Source organism: Citrobacter sp. RHBSTW-00017 (genome assembly GCF_013797615.1).
In the GTDB taxonomy this organism is placed as follows: Bacteria; Pseudomonadota; Gammaproteobacteria; order Enterobacterales; family Enterobacteriaceae; genus Citrobacter; species Citrobacter braakii.
In genome coordinates this window covers 2,214,613-2,234,289 of record NZ_CP056899.1, presented here as the reverse complement: position 1 = coordinate 2,234,289, position 19,677 = coordinate 2,214,613, and the positions used below count along the sequence as shown (strand labels likewise).

General features: G+C 53.6%; 16 protein-coding genes. 9 read left to right on the top strand and 7 right to left on the bottom strand.

The window, feature by feature from the left end; genetic code table 11:
* Positions 1–65 precede the first annotated feature (65 nt).
* The 4 genes from HV037_RS10845 (at position 66) to HV037_RS10830 (ending at position 5,211) form a co-directional block, all read left to right on the top strand.
* Positions 66–1,148, top strand: a complete 1,083-nt coding sequence (locus HV037_RS10845; RefSeq protein WP_181500326.1) for a tartrate dehydrogenase — start codon at positions 66–68, stop codon at positions 1,146–1,148.
* Between the two features lie 255 nt (positions 1,149–1,403).
* Positions 1,404–3,005: a BCCT family transporter gene (locus HV037_RS10840; RefSeq protein ID WP_049269112.1), complete on the top strand. Its 1,602-nt coding sequence runs from the start codon at positions 1,404–1,406 to the stop codon at positions 3,003–3,005.
* Between the two features lie 45 nt (positions 3,006–3,050).
* Positions 3,051–4,175 carry a carnitine monooxygenase, oxygenase subunit YeaW gene (gene yeaW, locus HV037_RS10835; RefSeq protein ID WP_181500325.1) on the top strand — a complete coding sequence of 375 codons (1,125 nt, stop codon included), beginning with the start codon at positions 3,051–3,053 and terminating at the stop codon, positions 4,173–4,175.
* Between the two features lie 70 nt (positions 4,176–4,245).
* Positions 4,246–5,211, top strand: coding sequence for a PDR/VanB family oxidoreductase (locus HV037_RS10830; RefSeq protein ID WP_016156788.1), 966 nt, complete (start codon positions 4,246–4,248; stop codon positions 5,209–5,211).
* Between the two features lie 49 nt (positions 5,212–5,260).
* Here the strand turns inward: HV037_RS10830 and rnd are convergent, their stop codons facing one another.
* From rnd to HV037_RS10805, 5 genes are all read right to left on the bottom strand, one after another.
* Positions 5,261–6,376: a ribonuclease D gene (gene rnd, locus HV037_RS10825; protein ID WP_047416608.1), complete on the bottom strand. Its 1,116-nt coding sequence runs from the start codon at positions 6,374–6,376 to the stop codon at positions 5,261–5,263.
* A gap of 84 nt (positions 6,377–6,460) precedes the next feature.
* Positions 6,461–8,146: a long-chain-fatty-acid--CoA ligase FadD gene (fadD, locus tag HV037_RS10820; RefSeq protein ID WP_131346197.1), complete on the bottom strand. Its 1,686-nt coding sequence runs from the start codon at positions 8,144–8,146 to the stop codon at positions 6,461–6,463.
* A gap of 204 nt (positions 8,147–8,350) precedes the next feature.
* Positions 8,351–8,935 (bottom strand): Slp family lipoprotein, encoded by a 585-nt coding sequence (locus HV037_RS10815; RefSeq protein WP_019076970.1) that lies wholly within the window; start codon positions 8,933–8,935, stop codon positions 8,351–8,353.
* Between the two features lie 94 nt (positions 8,936–9,029).
* Positions 9,030–9,725, bottom strand: a complete 696-nt coding sequence (gene tsaB, locus HV037_RS10810; protein WP_029139572.1) for a tRNA (adenosine(37)-N6)-threonylcarbamoyltransferase complex dimerization subunit type 1 TsaB — start codon at positions 9,723–9,725, stop codon at positions 9,030–9,032.
* A gap of 58 nt (positions 9,726–9,783) precedes the next feature.
* Positions 9,784–11,694: an ATP-dependent DNA helicase gene (locus tag HV037_RS10805; protein WP_181500324.1), complete on the bottom strand. Its 1,911-nt coding sequence runs from the start codon at positions 11,692–11,694 to the stop codon at positions 9,784–9,786.
* 141 nt (positions 11,695–11,835) lie between these two features.
* Here HV037_RS10805 and HV037_RS10800 point away from each other — a divergent pair, with 141 nt between their 5' ends.
* On the top strand, positions 11,836–12,180 hold the full coding sequence (locus tag HV037_RS10800) for a RidA family protein (RefSeq protein WP_016153387.1): 345 nt from the start codon (positions 11,836–11,838) through the stop codon (positions 12,178–12,180).
* 6 nt (positions 12,181–12,186) lie between these two features.
* Here HV037_RS10800 and HV037_RS10795 read toward each other — a convergent pair whose 3' ends face one another.
* Positions 12,187–12,366: a YoaH family protein gene (locus tag HV037_RS10795; RefSeq protein ID WP_016153388.1), complete on the bottom strand. Its 180-nt coding sequence runs from the start codon at positions 12,364–12,366 to the stop codon at positions 12,187–12,189.
* 83 nt (positions 12,367–12,449) lie between these two features.
* Here HV037_RS10795 and pabB point away from each other — a divergent pair, with 83 nt between their 5' ends.
* The 4 genes from pabB to HV037_RS10775 all read left to right on the top strand — a co-directional run bounded on the left by pabB (position 12,450) and on the right by HV037_RS10775 (position 17,673).
* The gene (gene pabB / locus HV037_RS10790; RefSeq protein WP_047416605.1) at positions 12,450–13,811 is read left to right on the top strand and encodes an aminodeoxychorismate synthase component 1; all 1,362 of its coding nucleotides are present in this window, start codon (positions 12,450–12,452) and stop codon (positions 13,809–13,811) included.
* Between the two features lie 3 nt (positions 13,812–13,814).
* Complete coding sequence (locus tag HV037_RS10785; RefSeq protein ID WP_016153390.1) at positions 13,815–14,393, top strand: CoA pyrophosphatase; 579 nt, start codon at positions 13,815–13,817, stop codon at positions 14,391–14,393.
* A gap of 183 nt (positions 14,394–14,576) precedes the next feature.
* Positions 14,577–15,941, top strand: a complete 1,365-nt coding sequence (gene sdaA, locus HV037_RS10780; RefSeq protein WP_016153391.1) for an L-serine ammonia-lyase — start codon at positions 14,577–14,579, stop codon at positions 15,939–15,941.
* Between the two features lie 130 nt (positions 15,942–16,071).
* Complete coding sequence (locus HV037_RS10775) at positions 16,072–17,673, top strand: EAL domain-containing protein (protein WP_019076975.1); 1,602 nt, start codon at positions 16,072–16,074, stop codon at positions 17,671–17,673.
* Positions 17,674–17,679: 6 nt separating this feature from the next.
* Here the strand turns inward: HV037_RS10775 and yoaE are convergent, their stop codons facing one another.
* Positions 17,680–19,239 carry a CNNM family cation transport protein YoaE gene (gene yoaE, locus HV037_RS10770; protein ID WP_016153393.1) on the bottom strand — a complete coding sequence of 520 codons (1,560 nt, stop codon included), beginning with the start codon at positions 19,237–19,239 and terminating at the stop codon, positions 17,680–17,682.
* Positions 19,240–19,677 lie beyond the last annotated feature (438 nt).

Genomic DNA, 19,677 nt, shown 5'->3' with positions numbered 1-19,677 from the left:
TCTTAATCAGTCAATTATAGGATAAGGGGAAAGTCAATTTTGATGGCGTACAAGTGAGAGCTGCTATGAAGAAAACCTGTCGTATTGCCGCTATCCCCGGAGATGGCATTGGTAAAGAAGTGCTGCCTGAAGGCATTCATGTGTTACAGGCAGCCGCCGAGCGTTGGGGGTTGTCGCTCAGCTTTGAGCAAATGGAATGGGCGAGCTGCGAGTACTACGCCCATCACGGTAAAATGATGCCGGATGACTGGCATGAGCAGTTGCAATCCTTTGATGCTATCTATTTTGGCGCCGTTGGCTGGCCGGATACCGTACCGGACCACATCTCTTTATGGGGCTCGCTGCTTAAGTTTCGCCGCGAATTCGACCAGTACGTCAACCTGCGTCCGGTACGCCTGTTCCCGGGAGTCCCTTGCCCACTGGCGGGCAAGCAGCCAGGCGACATTGATTTCTACGTCGTACGCGAGAACACCGAGGGAGAATACTCTTCTCTCGGCGGACGCGTGAGTGAAGGGACGGAACACGAGGTGGTTATCCAGGAGTCGGTCTTCACCCGTCGCGGCGTGGATCGTATATTGCGTTACGCTTTCGAGCTGGCGCAAAACCGCCCGCGCAAAACCCTGACCTCGGCGACCAAATCCAATGGTCTGGCCATCAGCATGCCTTACTGGGACGAGCGTGTTGAAGCAATGGCGGCTAACTATCCTGAGATCCGTTGGGATAAACAGCATATCGATATACTGTGCGCCCGCTTTGTGATGCAGCCGGAGCGTTTTGACGTTGTGGTTGCTTCCAACCTGTTCGGCGACATCCTCTCCGATCTGGGTCCGGCCTGTACCGGGACGATTGGCATCGCGCCTTCTGCCAACTTAAACCCGGAACGCACCTTCCCGTCCCTGTTCGAGCCAGTACATGGTTCGGCCCCCGATATTTACGGAAAAAACATCGCCAACCCGATTGCCACTATCTGGGCTGGCGCCATGATGCTGGACTTCCTTGGTAAGGGGGATGCCAACTATAAGGCTGCCCACGACGGTATTCTGGCGGCAATTGAGCACGTTATTGCCTGTGGCCCGAAAACGCCGGATATGAAAGGCAGCGCCACCACGCAACAGGTGGGTGAAGCCATCTGTCAGGCACTACGTTAGAGGTCAAACCACGAATTATGAGCCGCGTCACTGACGCGGCTTTTTTATGCGTTTTGTGGAGCCAATAACCTGCGCTAATTCACCTTTTATTATTTCCGTTCCGTGTTTTATTGCTTCACGCATCGGGCAATTGTTTAATTCATGTAAAGAACAAATAATAAAATTGTTAAATATAAAGTAACTCATTCTACCCCTACAGCATGATAACAACGACAGGCTAATGCCATACGCGGGCAACTGTGCCCAGGAGATCCCATGTTGAGCAACGTCAAGAAAAAAGACATGCCGCTGATAGCCATCAGCCTGGTGGCTATTCTTTTCATCGCCGCCACACTTAGTCTCTTCCCTCAGCAGTCTGCACAAGTCGCAAATACTCTTTTCAACGGCGTTACCCGGATGCTGGGTTCCGCCGTGCAGATCCTCGTTCTGATGGCTATGGGTCTGGTCGTCTGGCTGGCTACCAGCAAATACGGCAACATCCGTCTGGGAGAAGGTAAAGCGGAATACAGCACGCTCTCCTGGCTGTTTATGTTTATATGCGCCGGATTAGGCTCCTCCACGCTCTACTGGGGCGTTGCTGAGTGGGCCTATTATTACCAGACCCCGGGTCTGAATATCGCGCCGCACTCGCAAAAAGCGCTGGAATACAGCCTGCCCTATTCCTTTTTCCATTGGGGGATCAGCGCATGGGCGACCTACACGTTGGCCTCATTAACCATGGCCTACCACTTCCATGTGCGTAAAAACAAAGGACTGAGCCTGTCCGGGATTATCGCCGCTATTACCGGCGTGCATCCGCAGGGCGTCTGGGGTCGCCTGGTTGACCTGATGTTCCTGATCGCGACAGTTGGCGCGTTAACCATCTCTCTGGTCGTCACCGCCGCCACCTTTACCCGCGGTTTGTCTGCCCTGACGGGGTTACCGGATAACTTCACGGTGCAGGCGTTTGTGATCCTGTTCTCTGGCGGCATTTTCTGCCTGAGCTCCTGGATTGGCATCAATAACGGTTTGCAACGTCTGAGCAAAATGGTCGGCTGGGGGGCGTTTTTACTGCCGCTGCTGGTGCTGATCGTCGGCCCGACCGAGTTCATCACCAATAACATCATCAACGCCATCGGCCTGACGACACAAAACTTTTTGCAAATGAGCCTCTTCACCGACCCGCTTGGCAACGGTGAGTTCACCCGTAACTGGACAGTGTTCTACTGGCTGTGGTGGATCTCCTACACGCCGGGCGTGGCAATGTTTGTCACTCGCGTATCCCGTGGTCGCAAAATCAAAGAGGTTATCTGGGCATTAATCCTCGGTAGCACTGTTGGCTGCTGGTTCTTCTTTGGCGTGATGGAAAGCTACTCCATTCACCAGTTTGTGAACGGTGTGATCGACGTACCGCAGGTTATGGCGACGCTGGGCGGTGAGACAGCCGTACAGCAAGTATTGATGTCGTTGCCTGCCGGGAAACTGTTTCTGGTGGCGTATCTGGCGATCATGATTATATTCCTCGCCTCACACATGGATGCTGTGGCCTACACCATGGCGGCCACCAGCACGCGCAACCTGCAGGAAGGGGAAGATCCGCAGCGCAGTCTTCGTCTGTTCTGGTGCGTGGTCATCACCCTGATCCCATTATCGATTTTGTTCACCGGCGCGTCCCTGGAAACCATGAAGACCACGGTGGTTCTGACCGCTCTTCCATTCCTCGCCATCCTGTTGGTGAAGGTTGGCGGTTTTCTGCGCTGGGTACGGCAAGACTATGCCCACGTTCCTGCGCATCAAATTGAAGGTCATCTTCCCGAAGCGCCAGTTGACGTCCCGGTCGCGCCACCGGCCGGGACACTACTCAAAGGCGACAATTAAGCGCCAGTACAAAAATCCTCTTACTCACAAATTAAAGGTATTCCAATGAGCAATCTGAGCCCTGAGTTTATTCTGCCGCAAAATTTCTGTGCCAACCCGCAGGATGCCTGGACTATTCCGGCCCGGTTTTATACCGACCACCAGGCTTTCGAACACGAACAAGAAAAGGTGTTCGCTAAAAGCTGGATTTGCGTCGCCCACAGTAGCGAACTGGCGAAACCCAATGATTATGTTACCCGAGAAGTGATTGGCGAGAATATCGTGCTGGTACGTGGGCGCGATAACGTGCTGCGGGCCTTCTACAACGTCTGCCCGCATCGCGGTCATCAGTTGTTGAGCGGCGAGGGGAAAGCGAAAAATGTGATTACCTGCCCTTACCACGCATGGGCGTTCAAACTTGACGGCAATCTGGCGCATGCGCGTAACTGCGAAAACGTCGCCAACTTCGACAGCGAAAAAGCGCACCTTACACCGGTACGCCTGGAAGAATATGCCGGATTCGTGTTTATTAACATGGATCCGAACGCGGGCAGCGTGGAAGAACAACTCCCTGGACTTGCGGACAAAGTTATCGAAGCCTGCCCAGACGTGCATGACCTGAAACTTGCTGCACGTTTTACTACCCGTACCCCAGCCAACTGGAAGAATATCGTCGATAACTATCTGGAGTGCTACCACTGCGGTCCGGCCCATCCAGGTTTTTCCGACTCGGTCCAGGTTGACCGTTACTGGCATACCATGCACGGCAACTGGACGCTGCAATACGGTTTCGCCAAACCTTCAGAACAGTCATTTAAGTTCGAAGAAGGGGTTGATGCCGCCTTCCACGGTTTCTGGCTGTGGCCGTGCACCATGCTCAACGTGACGCCAATCAAAGGCATGATGACCGTTATCTACGAATTCCCGATAGATGCGGAAACCACGCTGCAAAACTATGACATCTACTTCACCAACGAAGAGCTGACCGAAGAGCAGAAACAACTGATCGAATGGTATCGCAACGTCTTTCGTCCTGAAGATTTACGTCTGGTTGAAAGCGTACAAAAAGGGCTGAAATCGCGCGGGTATCGCGGCCAGGGACGCATTATGGCAGACACCAGCGGCAGTGGCATCTCCGAGCATGGCATTGCCCATTTTCATAATCTGGTCGCCCAGGTTTTTCAGGAATAACCCGGGGCTTTTACGACAGGTTCCGGCGCGTCGCTGAGGCGCGTCGGACAGATTTTTTAGGGAGGCCGCAATGTCTGATTATCAAATGCAAGAAGTCCGGGTCAGCCGGATTGAGACGATTACCGCGCAGGTAAAATGCTTCACCTTAACGGCGACCTCAGGCCAGCCGTTGCCTGCGTTTCAGGGTGGCAGCCATATTATCGTGCAGATGCGCGATGGCGAGAATCTGTACAGCAATGCGTACTCGCTGATGAGTTCACCACGCGATACGCGCGCCTATAAAATCGCCGTACGCCTGGAGGAGGCGTCCAAAGGCGGCTCACGATACCTGCATCAAAACGTGAAGCCCGGCGACACGCTCACGATCTCCACACCAAACAATCTCTTCGCCCTCGCCCCTCAGGCACAAAAACATCTGTTGATTGCCGGAGGTATCGGCATCACACCGTTTTTATCGCAACTCCCGGAGCTGGAACAATCTCAGACGCAATGGCAACTGCACTATTGCTCTCCCAGCAAGGAGACCTGCGCGTTTCATGACGAACTCATGCAACACCCCAGCGCCAATCGCATTCATCTGCACCTGTCGAACGCAGGCACCCGCCTCGATTTAGCCCGTCTGCTGGCAGATGTTGAACCCGGCACGCATATCTACACCTGTGGCCCTGCGGTGCTCAACGATGCTGTCAGAGAAGCGGCTTCCCGCCTTGGGCTGGACAGCAATACGCTACATTTCGAACAATTTGCCGTGGAAGAGAAAGGCGGCGACGCCTTCACCCTGGTGCTGGCGCGTTCCGGGCGCGAGTTTGTGGTCCCGGAAGAGATGACCATTTTGCAGGTTATCGAAAATAACAAAGCCGCCCGGGTTGAGTGCCTGTGCCGGGAAGGTGTTTGCGGCACCTGCGAAACGACGATTCTCGAAGGGGAAGCGGATCACCGCGATCAGTATTTCAGCGACGACGAAAAAGCCAGCCAACAAAGCATGCTCATCTGCTGCTCGCGCGCCAAAGGTAAGCGCCTGGTGCTCGATCTGTAGCGTTGCGCAGGCCGGGTCAGCAAACGCGCGACCCGGCGAGCCTGGTGACTTACTGCGGGTATTCCTGCAGCAGCGCGTTGAGGCGATCGGACATCAATTCGCCACGCCAGCCGGAAACCAGCTCTGGCAGGGATTGCTGCGGCTTTAATTTCCAGTGCCAGTTGAGCAACTGGTTGATCTGGCGACGCGAAGCAAGAAGTTCGACGCTGAGATTATGTTCCGCACTCACCTCGGCAACCAGCGCTTTGATGGCTTTGAACGCCTTGCGATACCCTGGCATATCCATCAAATTCAGCAGCGGCTGCGGTAGCGACTCTTCCGGTAAAGCCTGGGCCTTTTCCACCAGGGCGATCAGCGTTTTACCGTGGAAACGAATTTCGCTCCCGGAAAGACCCAGGCTATCCAGTTCACCCAGACTGCCCGGCATATAACGCGCCACCGCCCACAGGTGCTCTTCACGCACCACGAAGTTTACCGCCAGATCGCGCTCGCGTGCTTTACGCAGTCGCCAGTCGGCAAGCAATTGCAGGCAGGCTAGCTGACGGGTGCGCAGTTGCCATGCGTTGGTGATGTCACGCCAGGCGTCTTCTGGCGCCAGAATCTCCTGGCGACGCTGCTGCATTAAGCGGCATTCGTCCAGCGCGGCTGGCAGCCAGCCGCTGGCTTCGGTTTCAGCCATCAGTTTTGTGGTGATCGGTAACAGATACCAGACGTCAGCCGCCGCGTATTCGCACTGACGCTCGGTCAGCGGTCTGGCCAGCCAGTCGGTACGCGATTCGCTTTTGTCGAGCGCCACACCCGTAAACTCTTCCACCATCGAGGCGAAGCCCCACGACAGCGGACGACCGCAAAATGCGGCCAGGATTTGTGTGTCAATTAACGGCTGCGGAAGTTCGCCAAAAGCGTTGAGAAACACTTCCAGGTCTTCACTTCCCGCATGCAGGAATTTGGTGATGGTGGTATCACGCAGAATATCGCGCAGGGGCGACCAGTCGGTGATCCCTAGCGGATCAATCAGAGCAACGTGTTTGCCATCAAACAGCTGGATCAGCCCCAACTGCGGATAATAGGTACGTGTGCGAACAAATTCGGTATCCAGGGCTATCGCCGGAAATTCACGGACGGCTTCGCACAGCGTGGCTAACGCGTCGTCCGTGGTGATCATTTGATAATTCAAATCGTGCTCTCTTAGGTTTGCGCCAAAAAAAACGCCGGTTTACCCGGCGTTTTCTGCTGGCTGACTTAACGCTCAGCCTTTATTGTCCACTTTGGCGCGCGCTTCGTCACGTAATTCTCGTCGCAAAATTTTACCGACGTTAGATTTCGGCAACTCGTCGCGAAACTCCACCAGCTTCGGTACTTTATAGCCCGTCAGGTGACGACGGCAGAAAGTGATAAGCGCCTCATCAGTTAACGAGGCATCTTTCTTCACCACGAAAATTTTCACCGCTTCACCGCTGCTGCCCGACGGAACGCCGACCGCAGCCACTTCCTGTACGCCAGGATGTTGCATAACCACGTCTTCAATTTCGTTTGGATAGACGTTAAAGCCGGACACAAGGATCATATCTTTCTTACGATCGACAATACGCAGGAAGCCTTCATTATCCATCACCGCAATATCGCCGGTGTGCAGCCAGCCGTCTTTAACGATTTCGTCGGTGGCGTCTGGTCGCTGCCAGTAGCCCAGCATCACTTGCGGACCTTTCACGCACAGTTCGCCCGGTTCTCCCGGCGGCACTTCGTTATCGTCGTCATCCACCAGTTTGACCTCGGTGGAAGGAACCGGTAACCCGATACTGCCGCTGTGGTAGTCGATATCATGAGGATTGACGCTCACCAGAGGGGCACACTCCGTCAGGCCATAGCCTTCCAGCAGATACTGACCCGTCAGCTTCACCCAACGTTCAGCTACCGCCTGTTGAACCGGCATCCCGCCACCTGCCGAAAGGTGCAGTGACGAGAAGTCCAGTTGTTGGAACTCTTTGTTATTCAGCAGCGCGTTAAACAGCGTATTGACACCGGTCATGGCGGTGAACGGATACTTCGCCAGCTCTTTTACCAGTCCCGGAATATCACGCGGGTTGGTAATCAGCAGGTTTTGACCGCCCAGCTCAATAAACAGCAGGCAGTTCATCGTCAGCGCAAAAATGTGATACAGCGGTAGGGCCGTCACCACCAGTTCTTTACCCGGATGCAGCAACGGGCCATAAGTGGCGTTAACCTGCTCAAGGTTAGCCAGCATGTTACGGTGCGTAAGCATCGCGCCCTTCGCCACACCGGTAGTCCCCCCGGTATATTGCAGGAACGCCAGATCTTCCGACACCACTTCGGGTTTCACATACTGCATGCGATAACCGTTTTGCAGCGCGCTACGAAAAGAGATGGCATCCGGCAGGTGATATTTCGGCACCAGACGCTTGATATACTTGACGACAAAGTTAACCAACGTCCCTTTGGCGGTCGACAGCTGATCGCCCATACGCGTCAGGATCACGTGTTGCACCGACGTTTTGTCGACGACTTTTTCCAGCGTGTGGGCAAAGTTAGACACGATGACAATCGCCGACGCGCCGCTGTCGTTGAGCTGATGTTCCAGCTCGCGAGGCGTGTACAGCGGGTTCACGTTCACGACGATCATGCCAGCACGTAAAATCCCAAACAGTGCGACCGGATATTGCAGCAGGTTCGGCATCATCAGCGCGACGCGATCGCCCTTCTTCAGCCCGAGTCCCTGTTGCAAATAGGCCGCAAATGCCCGGCTACGCTCTTCAAGCTTGCGGAAGGTCATCACCTCCCCCATGTTTACAAACGCGGGCTGATCGGCATACCGTCTTACTGAGTGTTCAAAGAGTTCCACCAGGGATTGATAACGGTCAGGATTGATCTCCGCAGGAACACCAGCGGGATAACGGTTAAGCCAAACCTTTTTCAATACATCACCTCTAAAATGCGTATTCGTCGTCATCACAACCCCAGGCAATAAACAAACTGTTAACATAATATTAACTCAGCGTACCAGTTTGTTTATTACACAACGACAAGGTTGCGAAGCACGTCACTATTTATTTTTCTTATATCCACGTTAATGCAGAAACAGCGGACGAGCCGCTGTTTCTTTTACTCATAAAACAAAGAGTTACTCAGTTACTATGGTCTGAACCTGTGCCGGGCCGGGATTGTACCATCCCCATCCGCCGTAGCCACCGTAAGGCCAGCCACGCGCACCGTAGAACCAGGGGTCGATCGGCTGAGGCGGCATAACAATTTGCTGAGTAATATGCCAGCGTTTATAGCCAGTTACCTGCATCAGCATGAATTTATACGGCGTATTACCGATTTTTCCATCCACAGTACCGCTAATCGGACCGACGACGGTAACCAGTTGACCGCGGAAGTCCACCGGGTCAAGGAAGCCATTTACATCAGCATAAATTCGCCCGCGGGAGGCTTCGCCCAGCACCGGTCGCGCCCCACTATCAAGAGGAACAGTGGCAATTTCCAGACGGGATTTCCCCTGCTGGTTCTGAATATCCACAACTTTACCGCCGAAACGCGCTTCCTGTCCGACATACAGCTGCGGGGCATTCATAACCCGCACCAGATCCTGCTGCGGCGTAGGGCTCGAACCTTTAATCGCGTCCGGGATGGTGACACAACCGTTAAGCATTAACGCGAATGCGCCCGCCAACACACCTTTCAATAACTGCTTTTGCACCGCCATATTGCGACTCCCTTTTCTTAGCTTCTGCCCCGACCAATTCACCATGCTGCGCACTGACGGCTGTGCGAATTGACCAGGGATGTACTACTAAGATTCATTCTTTACCGGGAAGTTTCTTCCATGCCACGGTGTTACGTAAATAAACCGGTTCCGCATGTTCAACCGCCACGGTCTTACCGGCAGCCAGCATTTGCGTGGCAACAGGCAGCATATCTTCAGCCGCCGGAAGCAAAACGTCGCCATCGCTCAGCGTCAGACCGCTGTCTTTACCGAGCTCAGGCCAGGCAGGCCAGCCTGTTCCGACCGTTACCCACTCGCCAGACAGTTGCAGTAAACGCGCATGCACCTGCTCGGGGGTTAGCACCGCTTCGGTTTCTTCACCGTGCCAGTTGCCGTTCTCATCACGCAGGTATTCGGCCCAATAGACTTCGCCCATTCGCGCGTCGATCGCGGCCAGTACGCGGGTCGCGCCCGACTTACGCCAGGCTCCCTGCGCCATTGTTGCCAGGGTGGAAACGCCGATCATCGGTAAATTCGCGCCTAACGCCAGCCCCTGAGCAATGCCAATCCCAATACGTACACCGGTGAAACTGCCAGGACCGCGACCAAACGCCAGAGCGTCGATATCGGTTAACGTGAGATCGCCAGCAGCCAGGATTTCCTCGACCATTGGTAAAATTCGTTGGGTGTGTTCTCGTGGGCAAAGCTCGAAATGAGCCTTGGTAGTACCGTCATTCCACAGGGCAACAGAGCACGCCTCTGTGGCGGTATCGATAGCCAGAATTCGCATGGGTGTTTGTGATCAGGTCAATAAATTTGGCGCGCATCTTACCACACTCCGTAACAAATTACTCAGTCGTTGGTATGGCAAGAAAACGAACAGCGCGAGCAATATCACGCGTCCGCGGCGCAGGCGGAAGACTTGCCAGGAAAGTGGCACCGTAAGGTCGCATCACCAAACGGTTGTCGCAAATCACCAGCACCCCGCGGTCGTCGGCGTCACGAATCAGACGCCCCACGCCCTGTTTCAGGGTGATTACCGCATCCGGCAACTGAACGTCTTCAAACGGATCGCCGCCGCGCAAACGGCAGTCCTCCATCCTCGCTTTTAACAGCGGATCGTCCGGCGAGGTGAACGGCAGTTTATCAATAATCACCAGCGACAACGTATCGCCACGCACGTCCACCCCTTCCCAGAAGCTGCTGGTGGCAACCAGTAACGCATTACCTGCGCTGACAAACTGCTGTAACAGTTGCCCTTTACTGGTTTCGCCCTGCAGCAGCACGGGAAGGGTCATGGTGGCGCGGAATTGTTCCGCCAGATCGCGCATCATCGCGTGCGAGGTACACAGCATAAAGCAGCGACCGTTGTTCGCTTCGATAATGGGACGCAGCATGGATGCCAACTGACGCGCCGCTCCCGGTTGGTTTGTTTGCGGGAGATTACGCGGCACGCACAGCAGCGCCTGGCGGGTGTAATCAAATGGGCTTGGCAGCAGCATCGACTCGGCATCTTCAATACCCAGCCGCGCGGTGAAATGATGAAGATCATCGTTTACCGACAGCGTCGCGGAGGTAAAAATCCAGCAGCCCGGCTTCTGTTCCATCACTTCTTTGAATTTATCCGCCACCGTGAGCGGCGTCAGCGCAAGGGTGAAATGGCGCGAGGTGCATTCATACCAGTAGCTGAAACCTGGCTGGTTGATCTCTTTCAGGCGCTTCAGACGAGTACGGTAAAGCGTGGCACGTTCAAACGCGGCATCCAGCAAGGCGGAACGTCCGAGAGACAGTTTCGCCACGTTGTAACACAGCTCCAGCGTGTCATCGAGCAACAAAAACGCGCGCTGCACGCGCGGGTCGGCCAGCAGTTCCCGCAAGTTTCCTCGATAGCCCGGCTCGCCCAGCTGCAGGCGGAAGTCCTGCGCGCTTTGCGCCAGCCGGTCGGCGCATTTTTGAAGCTGTTGAGTGTCTTTCAGCTCGGTGCGATAGGCAATGGTGATGTCTTTCGCCAGATCCAGCAGTTGGCGACTGGAGAGCGATTGACCAAAATATTGGCTGGCGATATCCGGTAACTGATGCGCTTCATCGAAGATCATCACTTCAGCTTCCGGGATCAGCTCGCCAAACCCACTCTCTTTTACCACCATATCAGCGAGAAACAGATGGTGGTTTACCACGACGACATCTGCATCCATCGCCTTCTTGCGCGCTTTAACGACAAAGCACTCTTTGTACAGCGGGCAGTCGCTCCCAAGGCAATTATCGTTTGTGCTCGTCACCAGCGGCCAGGCCTGAGAGTCTTCCGCCACGCTGACGCAGGTGCTGATGTCACCATCAAGGGTTTGATTTGACCAGGAGCGTAGCAGAATGACGTCACTTAAAGTTTGTACCGGCAGGTCACCGCCCGCCAGCGCCTGTTGTTCGAGACGCTCAAGACACAGATAGTTTGAACGCCCTTTCAGCAGCGCCAGTTTACCCGTGAATTCCAGAGCCTTCGCTACTGTGGGTAAATCGCGGCTGTATAGCTGATCCTGCAACGCCTTCGAGCCCGTGGAGACAATTACTTTCTTTCCGGCACGCAGCGCAGGGGCAAGATAAGCGTAGGTTTTACCCGTTCCTGTTCCGGCTTCGACAACAAGCGGCTGTGATTTTTCGATAGCATGACTGACGGCGAAGGCCATCTGCCGCTGTGGTTCACGCGGTTTAAAACCGGGTATCGCTTTAGCCAACTGACCGTCTGCTGCAAAATCGTCCGTCACACTGCCCCCTGTTCATTTGAACAGGGATTATGTCAGGCCAGCGGCTCTTTCGCCAGTTGAAGAGGTGACGTGGACACAACATTATGGCAGTCTTGGCGCAACCCGAAGCCATTATGAAAAAACGTAAATGAGGAATGATTTATGACGATTGTGCGCATTGATGCCGAAGCGCGTTGGTCCGACGTGGTTATCCACAACAACACGTTGTATTACACCGGCGTACCGGAAAATCTGGATGCCGACGCCTTTGAGCAAACGGCAAATACGCTGGCGCAAATTGATGCGGTGCTGGAAAAACAGGGCAGCAGCAAGTCACGTATTCTTGATGCCACCCTGTTCCTGGCGGACAAAAATGATTTTGCCGCCATGAACAAAGCCTGGGACGCATGGGTTGTTGCTGGTCACGCGCCGGTACGTTGTACCGTTCAGGCCGGGTTAATGAACCCGAAATACAAAGTTGAAATTAAGATTATCGCTGCGGTATAAGCGGCGTTATTCGTCTTCATCTTCAAAACGCGCCACGATCCGCTCGCCGGTATGGCTGGCGCGTAATTCAGCAGCCACTTTCGTAATCGCCTCGCCACTGCTCATCCCCTGGGATATCAGTTCATGAATGCGTTCAACCGCCTGTTGCTGCTGATCGTGCGTGAGTGAAGGTAAACCTGCAATCATGGTGAACTCCTGCTAAATTATTAGCGCTAATTATTTCATGCTACCCGGCACATAGCCAGTGAAGTAGCAACGAGTCAGGACTGATGAAGACGTTATCTCCCGCTGTAATCACACTCCCCTGGCGTCTGGACGCCGCTGAGCACTATTTTGCCACATTAAGCCACCAGCCCTGGGCAATGCTTTTGCATTCAGGCCATGCCGACCATCCGCATAATCGCTTTGATATTCTGGTCGCCGACCCCATTACAACGCTGGTCACACATGCAGAAGAGACCGTTGTGCATGACCATCACGGCACTATGCAAACGGTTGATGATCCGATGACAGTTTTACGTTCGGCGCTGACATCGCTGACTATTCAGCCCGATTATAATCCCGATTTTCCCTTCCAGGGAGGCGCATTGGGTCTGTTCGGTTATGACTTAGGCCGTCGTTTTGAATCTCTGCCAACGGAAGCCGAACAGGATATCACGCTACCGGACATGGCGGTTGGCATTTACGATTGGGCGCTGATTGTCGATCATCAGTTGCAAAGGGTGTCGCTACTTAGCCACTCCGATGTACAGGCACGACACCGTTGGCTGGAAAATCAACAGATACCCGTGCGCGAACCGTTTTCGTTAACATCCTCGTGGCAGTCAAACATGACCCGCGAGCAGTATGGTGAAAGGTTCCGTCAGGTGCAGCGTTATCTGCACAGCGGCGATTGCTATCAGGTCAATCTTGCCCAGCGTTTTCAGGCGCATTATCAAGGCGATGAGTGGTTGGCGTTTGTACGTCTCAACCATGCGAACCGCGCCCCGTTCAGTGCGTTTATACGTCTTGAGGAGGGGGCGATTCTCAGCCTTTCACCTGAGCGTTTTATTCTGCTGGAAAACCAGCACATCCAGACGCGCCCGATTAAAGGCACGCTGCCCAGACTTGAAGATGCCGATGCCGATCGTCTGCAGGCTCAATCACTGGCGAACTCCCCAAAGGATCAGGCGGAAAACCTGATGATCGTCGATTTAATGCGTAATGATATCGGCCGCGTTGCCGAACCCGGTTCGGTACAGGTTCCGGAACTGTTCGTTGTCGAACCGTTCCCTGCCGTTCATCATTTGGTCAGCACCATTACCGCGCGTCTGCCAGAATCATTGCACGCCACTGACCTGCTGCGCGCCGCCTTCCCCGGCGGCTCTATTACCGGTGCTCCAAAAGTGCGGGCAATGGAAATTATTGACGAACTGGAACCGCAAAGACGCAACGCCTGGTGCGGTAGCATTGGCTATCTGAGCTTTTGCGGCAATATGGATACCAGCATCACCATTCGCACGCTCACAGCCACCAACGGACGCATTTATTGTTCCGCTGGCGGTGGCATTGTGGCGGACAGCCAGGAAGATGCGGAGTATCAGGAAACGTTTGATAAAGTGAATCGTATTTTGCACCAACTGGAGAACTGACACGTGGAATACAGCAGCCTGACGCTTGATGATTTTTTATCGCGCTTTCAACTCCTGCGCCCGCAGGTTAATCATACTGCGTTAAACCAGCGTCAGGCCGCCGTACTGATCCCCGTCGTGCGTCGTGCACAGCCGGGGTTACTGTTAACTCAGCGATCCGTTCATCTGCGCAAGCACGCCGGACAAGTCGCCTTTCCCGGCGGCGCGGTGGATAGCAGCGATGCCTCGTTAATTGCCGCCGCCCTTCGCGAAGCGCAGGAAGAAGTGGCGATCCCACCATCCTGCGTGGAGGTGATTGGCGTTCTGCCGCCGGTCGACAGTGTGACCGGTTTCCAGGTCACGCCGGTGGTAGGCATTATCCCGCCAAATTTGCCGTATCGCGCAAGTGTTGATGAAGTTTCCGCCGTGTTCGAAATGCCGCTGGCACAAGCCCTGCATTTAGGTCGTTATCATCCGCTGGATATCTACCGTCGCGGCGATTCACATCGTGTATGGCTTTCCTGGTATGAGCAATATTTCGTCTGGGGAATGACCGCCGGAATAATTCGTGAGCTGGCGCTGCAAATTGGCGTCAAGCCCTGACTATACTTATCTTTACGCACACCATAGACAACTTGAAACTCAGGTCACAACATTAGTAAAACCGCGGTTATCTATTAGTTTAATTCATGTGAATAGTTAAGCCGATCGCCGCGTTCCCTCTTACACTATGCGCAGTTATAACATCGTTACTGGAAACCCCAGTCGCCCTGTAGGAGTATTATCGTGATTAGTCTATTCGACATGTTTAAGGTGGGGATTGGTCCCTCATCTTCCCATACCGTAGGGCCTATGAAGGCGGGTAAACAGTTCGTCGATGACCTGGTCGAAAAAGGATTACTGGACAGCGTTACTCGTGTCGCCGTCGACGTGTATGGTTCACTGTCGCTCACGGGTAAAGGTCACCATACCGATATCGCCATTATTATGGGTCTGGCGGGCAATGAGCCTGCTACCGTAGATATTGACAGCATCCCCGGATTTATCCGCGATGTAGAAACGCGTGGACGCCTGCTGCTTGCGCAGGGCCAACACGAAGTGGATTTCCCGCAGAATGACGGAATGCGTTTTCACAACGGCAACCTGCCGCTGCATGAAAACGGAATGCAGATCCACGCGTACAGTGGCGAAACCGTCATTTACAGCAAAACCTACTACTCCATCGGCGGTGGATTCATCGTTGATGAAGAACATTTTGGTCAGGATGCCGCGGGCGAGGTCAGTGTGCCTTATCCGTTCAAATCCGCCACCGAAATGCTGGAATACTGCAACAGCACCGGCCTGTCTCTCTCTGGCATGGCGATGCAGAACGAACTTGCTCTGCACAGTAAAAAAGAGATTGAAGAGTACTTTGGTAACGTCTGGCAAACCATGCAGGCTTGTATCGATCGTGGTATGAACACCGAAGGCGTGCTGCCGGGTCCGCTGCGCGTTCCTCGTCGTGCTTCAGCCCTGCGTCGTATGCTGGTTTCCAGCGACAAGCTGTCCAACGATCCGATGAACGTGATCGACTGGGTGAACATGTTCGCGCTGGCCGTTAACGAAGAAAACGCCGCGGGTGGTCGCGTAGTTACTGCGCCAACCAACGGTGCTTGCGGTATCGTGCCTGCGGTACTGGCCTATTACGATCATTTCATCGAGTCCGTCAGCCCGGATATCTATACTCGTTATTTCCTGGCGGCCGGCGCGATTGGCGCGTTGTACAAAATGAATGCGTCTATCTCCGGTGCAGAAGTGGGTTGTCAGGGTGAAGTGGGCGTAGCCTGTTCCATGGCTGCCGCGGGTCTGGCTGAACTGTTAGGCGCGAGCCCTGAGCAGGTATGTGTTGCTGCTGAAATCGGCATGGAACATAACCTCGGCTTAACCTGCGATCCGGTGGCGGGACAGGTACAGGTTCCGTGCATCGAACGTAATGCCATTGCGTCAGTGAAGGCGATCAACGCTGCGCGTATGGCAATGCGCCGTACCAGCGCTCCGCGCGTCTCGCTGGATAAAGTCATTGAGACCATGTACGAAACAGGTAAAGACATGAACGCCAAATACCGTGAAACGTCACGCGGTGGTCTGGCAATCAAAGTTCAATGTGACTAATACTTATTTTTCGCCCATCTGCGACAGATGGGCGAATTTGCCCCCTCTCCCTCGTCTGGCGTAATTTTCCCCACTACACTTGCTCTGTTGCTGTTGGCTACTGTGACCAACGGCTTATCGGGCGGCCCGCATGCAAACAGCGCAAAGGATCATCAAGAACTATCGCCGGAATCGCTTAATCGTCTGCACATTATGTGCACTACTGACGCTCATTCTCACATTAACTGTCCGATTTATTTCGGAGCGTAATTTAAATCATCGCAATACCGTTACCTTTGCCAACCACGCCGTTGAAGAGTTGGATGACGTGCTTTTGCCCCTACAGACCGGACGCGATGTACTGCTACCGCTGATTGGGCTTCCCTGCTCAGTTGCGCGTTTACCTCTGAGTAAGCATGCAGCCAGACTGCAAACGGTACGTTCTATCAGCCTGATTCAGAGCGGGGTCCTTTATTGTTCCAGCATTTTTGGCTATCGCAATGTGCCTATTCGCCAACTGGAGCCTGAATTACCCAGTCGGGAGCCGCAATTGCTGCTGTCTACCGACCATTCGTTGATTAAGGGCAGTCCGATTCTGACGCAATGGTATCCAGCATCTGCCGATGGCTCAGATGGCGTGCTGGAAATCGTTAACATTGATTTATTATCGTCCATGTTGCTTGAACCCCAGCCACCGCAAATTACCCATGCCAGCTTAACCGTCGGTAATCGCCATTTGCTATATGGACAGGGTGTTGTCGATACGCTACCTGAACTGGATAATGAAAAACGCTACCAGCTCTCATCGCAACATTTCCCCTTTACTATCAGCGTCACCGGTCCGGGGGCCAGCGAACTGGCTATAAAACATCTACCAACACAACTGCCGCTGGCGGTGATCCTAAGTTTTTTAGTGGGCTACCTGGCATGGCTGGCGACCGCCAGCAGAATGAGCTTCTCCTGGGAGATAAATCTGGCCCTTGCTGCACGGGAATTCGAGCTGTTTTGCCAGCCGCTACTTAATGCGCAAACCCAGCAATGTATGGGAGTGGAAATCCTTTTACGCTGGAATAACCCGCGCCAGGGTTGGATCTCTCCCGAAGTGTTTATTCCCATCGCAGAGGAGCACAACCTGATTGTGCCGCTTACCCGTCATGTCATCGCAGAAACCATTCAGCAACGGCACGTATTCCCGATGAGCAGCCAGTTTCATATTGGGATAAATGTTGCCGCCAGCCATTTTCGTAACGGTACGCTGCTAAAAGATCTCAACCAGTACTGGTTCAGCCAGCACCCTATTCAGCAGTTGGTTATCGAACTCACCGAGCGCGATGCGTTGCTGGATGTGGATTATCGGGTCGTGCGCGAGTTAAATCGGCTTGGCGTAAAGCTGGCAATTGACGATTTCGGCACCGGCAACAGCTCGCTCTCCTGGCTGGAAAAGCTTCGCCCGGATGTGCTGAAGATTGATAAATCATTTACCTCGGCAATCGGGACAGACGCCGTGAACTCAACCGTCACAGACATCATTATCGCTTTGGGGAAAAAACTGAATATCGAACTGGTGGCGGAAGGCGTTGAAACACAGGCGCAGGCACAGCATTTGCGCCGACACGGCGTACATTTATTGCAAGGCTTTTTGTACGCAAAGCCGATGCCGCTGCGCGATTTTCCCAAATGGCTGGCGGGCAGCACGCCGCCGCCCGCCCGGCATAACGGGCGACACAGTATGCACGTTATGCCGTTTCGCTAACCCCGCTTACTCGTCTTCGTCGTGAGCGGGTTGTTCTTTAACAATGCGAACTAAATCCACACGATAGTCATTGGCTTCGACAATCGTAATGCTCAACGGTGCAACATCGATAACATCACCTACGCGTGGAATATGGCCGTTAGCGGCAATGACTAAACCTGCCACCGTGGCGATGTCTTCATCTTCATTCACTAACGTATCCACGTCCAGCGCCTGTTGCAACGCATGCAGATCGGTACCACCTTTCACCAACCAACCGCCTGCATCAGCAATAATTTCAGGCGTTTCATCGGCATCCGGGAATTCACCGGCAATAGCTTCTAATACGTCCAACGGCGTGACCAGACCCTGGACTACACCAAACTCGTTAGTGACGATAACAAAGCTGCCGCGGGCGCGTCGCAGAACACCTAACAGATTGATAGGATCCAGCGTTTCCGGGACAATAATAGCCGGAGACGCAGAGGCAATGGCCGCCACATCCACACCGTCTTCCAGCGCGACCAGCAGCTCTTTAGCACGCACAATACCGATGATTTCATCCAGTTCGCCACGACACACCGGGAACAGGCTGTGTGGTGACGAGAGCAATTGCTCGCGAATTTCCTCCACGCTCAGGTCTGCATCAACCCAGCTAATTTCGCCACGAGGCGTCATAATGCCGCGTAATGAACGCGACGCCAGAGAAAGGACGCCGTTGATCATATAGCGTTCTTCTTCCACAAATGCGCCTTCCGGGACGGGAACCGGCACCGGGTTGTCGGATTCCATCTGCGCGCTGGCCTGACTTTTACCCCCCATCAGACGCAGGATTGCATCGGCAGTGCGCGCACGCAGCGGCAGCGTCGACTGGTGGCGAATAAAGTTCCGACGGGCAATCTGGTTAAACAACTCAATGATGATTGAGAAGCCAATCGCCGCATACAGATAGCCTTTCGGAATATGGAAGCCAAACCCTTCGGCAACCAGGCTCAGACCGATCATTAACAGGAAGCTCAGACACAGCACCACCACCGTCGGATGTTGGTTCACAAATCGTGTCAGCGGCTTAGAAGCCAGCAGCATCACGGCCATAGCAATCACGACCGCCGCCATCATCACCGGCAGATGGTTGACCATACCGACCGCCGTAATAACGGCATCCAGCGAGAATACCGCGTCGAGTATGACAATCTGCGTCACAACAACCCAAAAACTCGCATACCCTTTTGCCTGGCCGGTATCATGTTCACGGTTTTCCAGCCGCTCATGCAGCTCTGTCGTGGCCTTGAACAAGAGGAAAATCCCCCCCAGCAGCATGATCAGATCGCGCCCCGAGAACGAGTAGTCCATTACCGTAAATAGCGGCTTAGTTAGCGTCACCATCCACGAAATCACGGACAACAAGCCCAGGCGCATAACCAGTGCCAGTGACAAACCGATTAAACGCGCTTTATCTCGCTGTTTTGGCGGCAGCTTATCAGCCAGGATCGCAATGAAGACCAGGTTATCGATACCCAGAACAATTTCGAGAACGACAAGCGTGAGCAAACCCACCCAAATCTGCGGGTCCATTAATAATTCCATGACAAGCTCCTGCTTAAGGAATGACCAAACTGCGCGCTGAGGATCTCAGGCGTTGAAGCGATATGCAGAGAAAATTTGTGGCAAAAAGTGCCAATCTGACAGGCTTGATACGGCCTGGTAGTGAAATGACGTCGGTGACGATCCATATGGTGAGCTACTGCCCTATACTCCTGAGTAATTAAACCGATGCTAAACATAACAGAGACAACCGTTTTTTAGCAAAGATTTACCTTCCTTTGCAATAAGTTGTTTCGGAGATATTTTACCCTTCGAAATTTCTTTTTATCGGAAGTTAAATTACGGATCTTCATCACATAAAATATTTTTTTCGATATCTAAAATAATTCACGAAAATCATAGGTTTTTCTTTGTAACCCTTATCTGAATCGATTCGATTGCGGACGACGATTCAAATACATCTTCACGTTGATGTGTTAA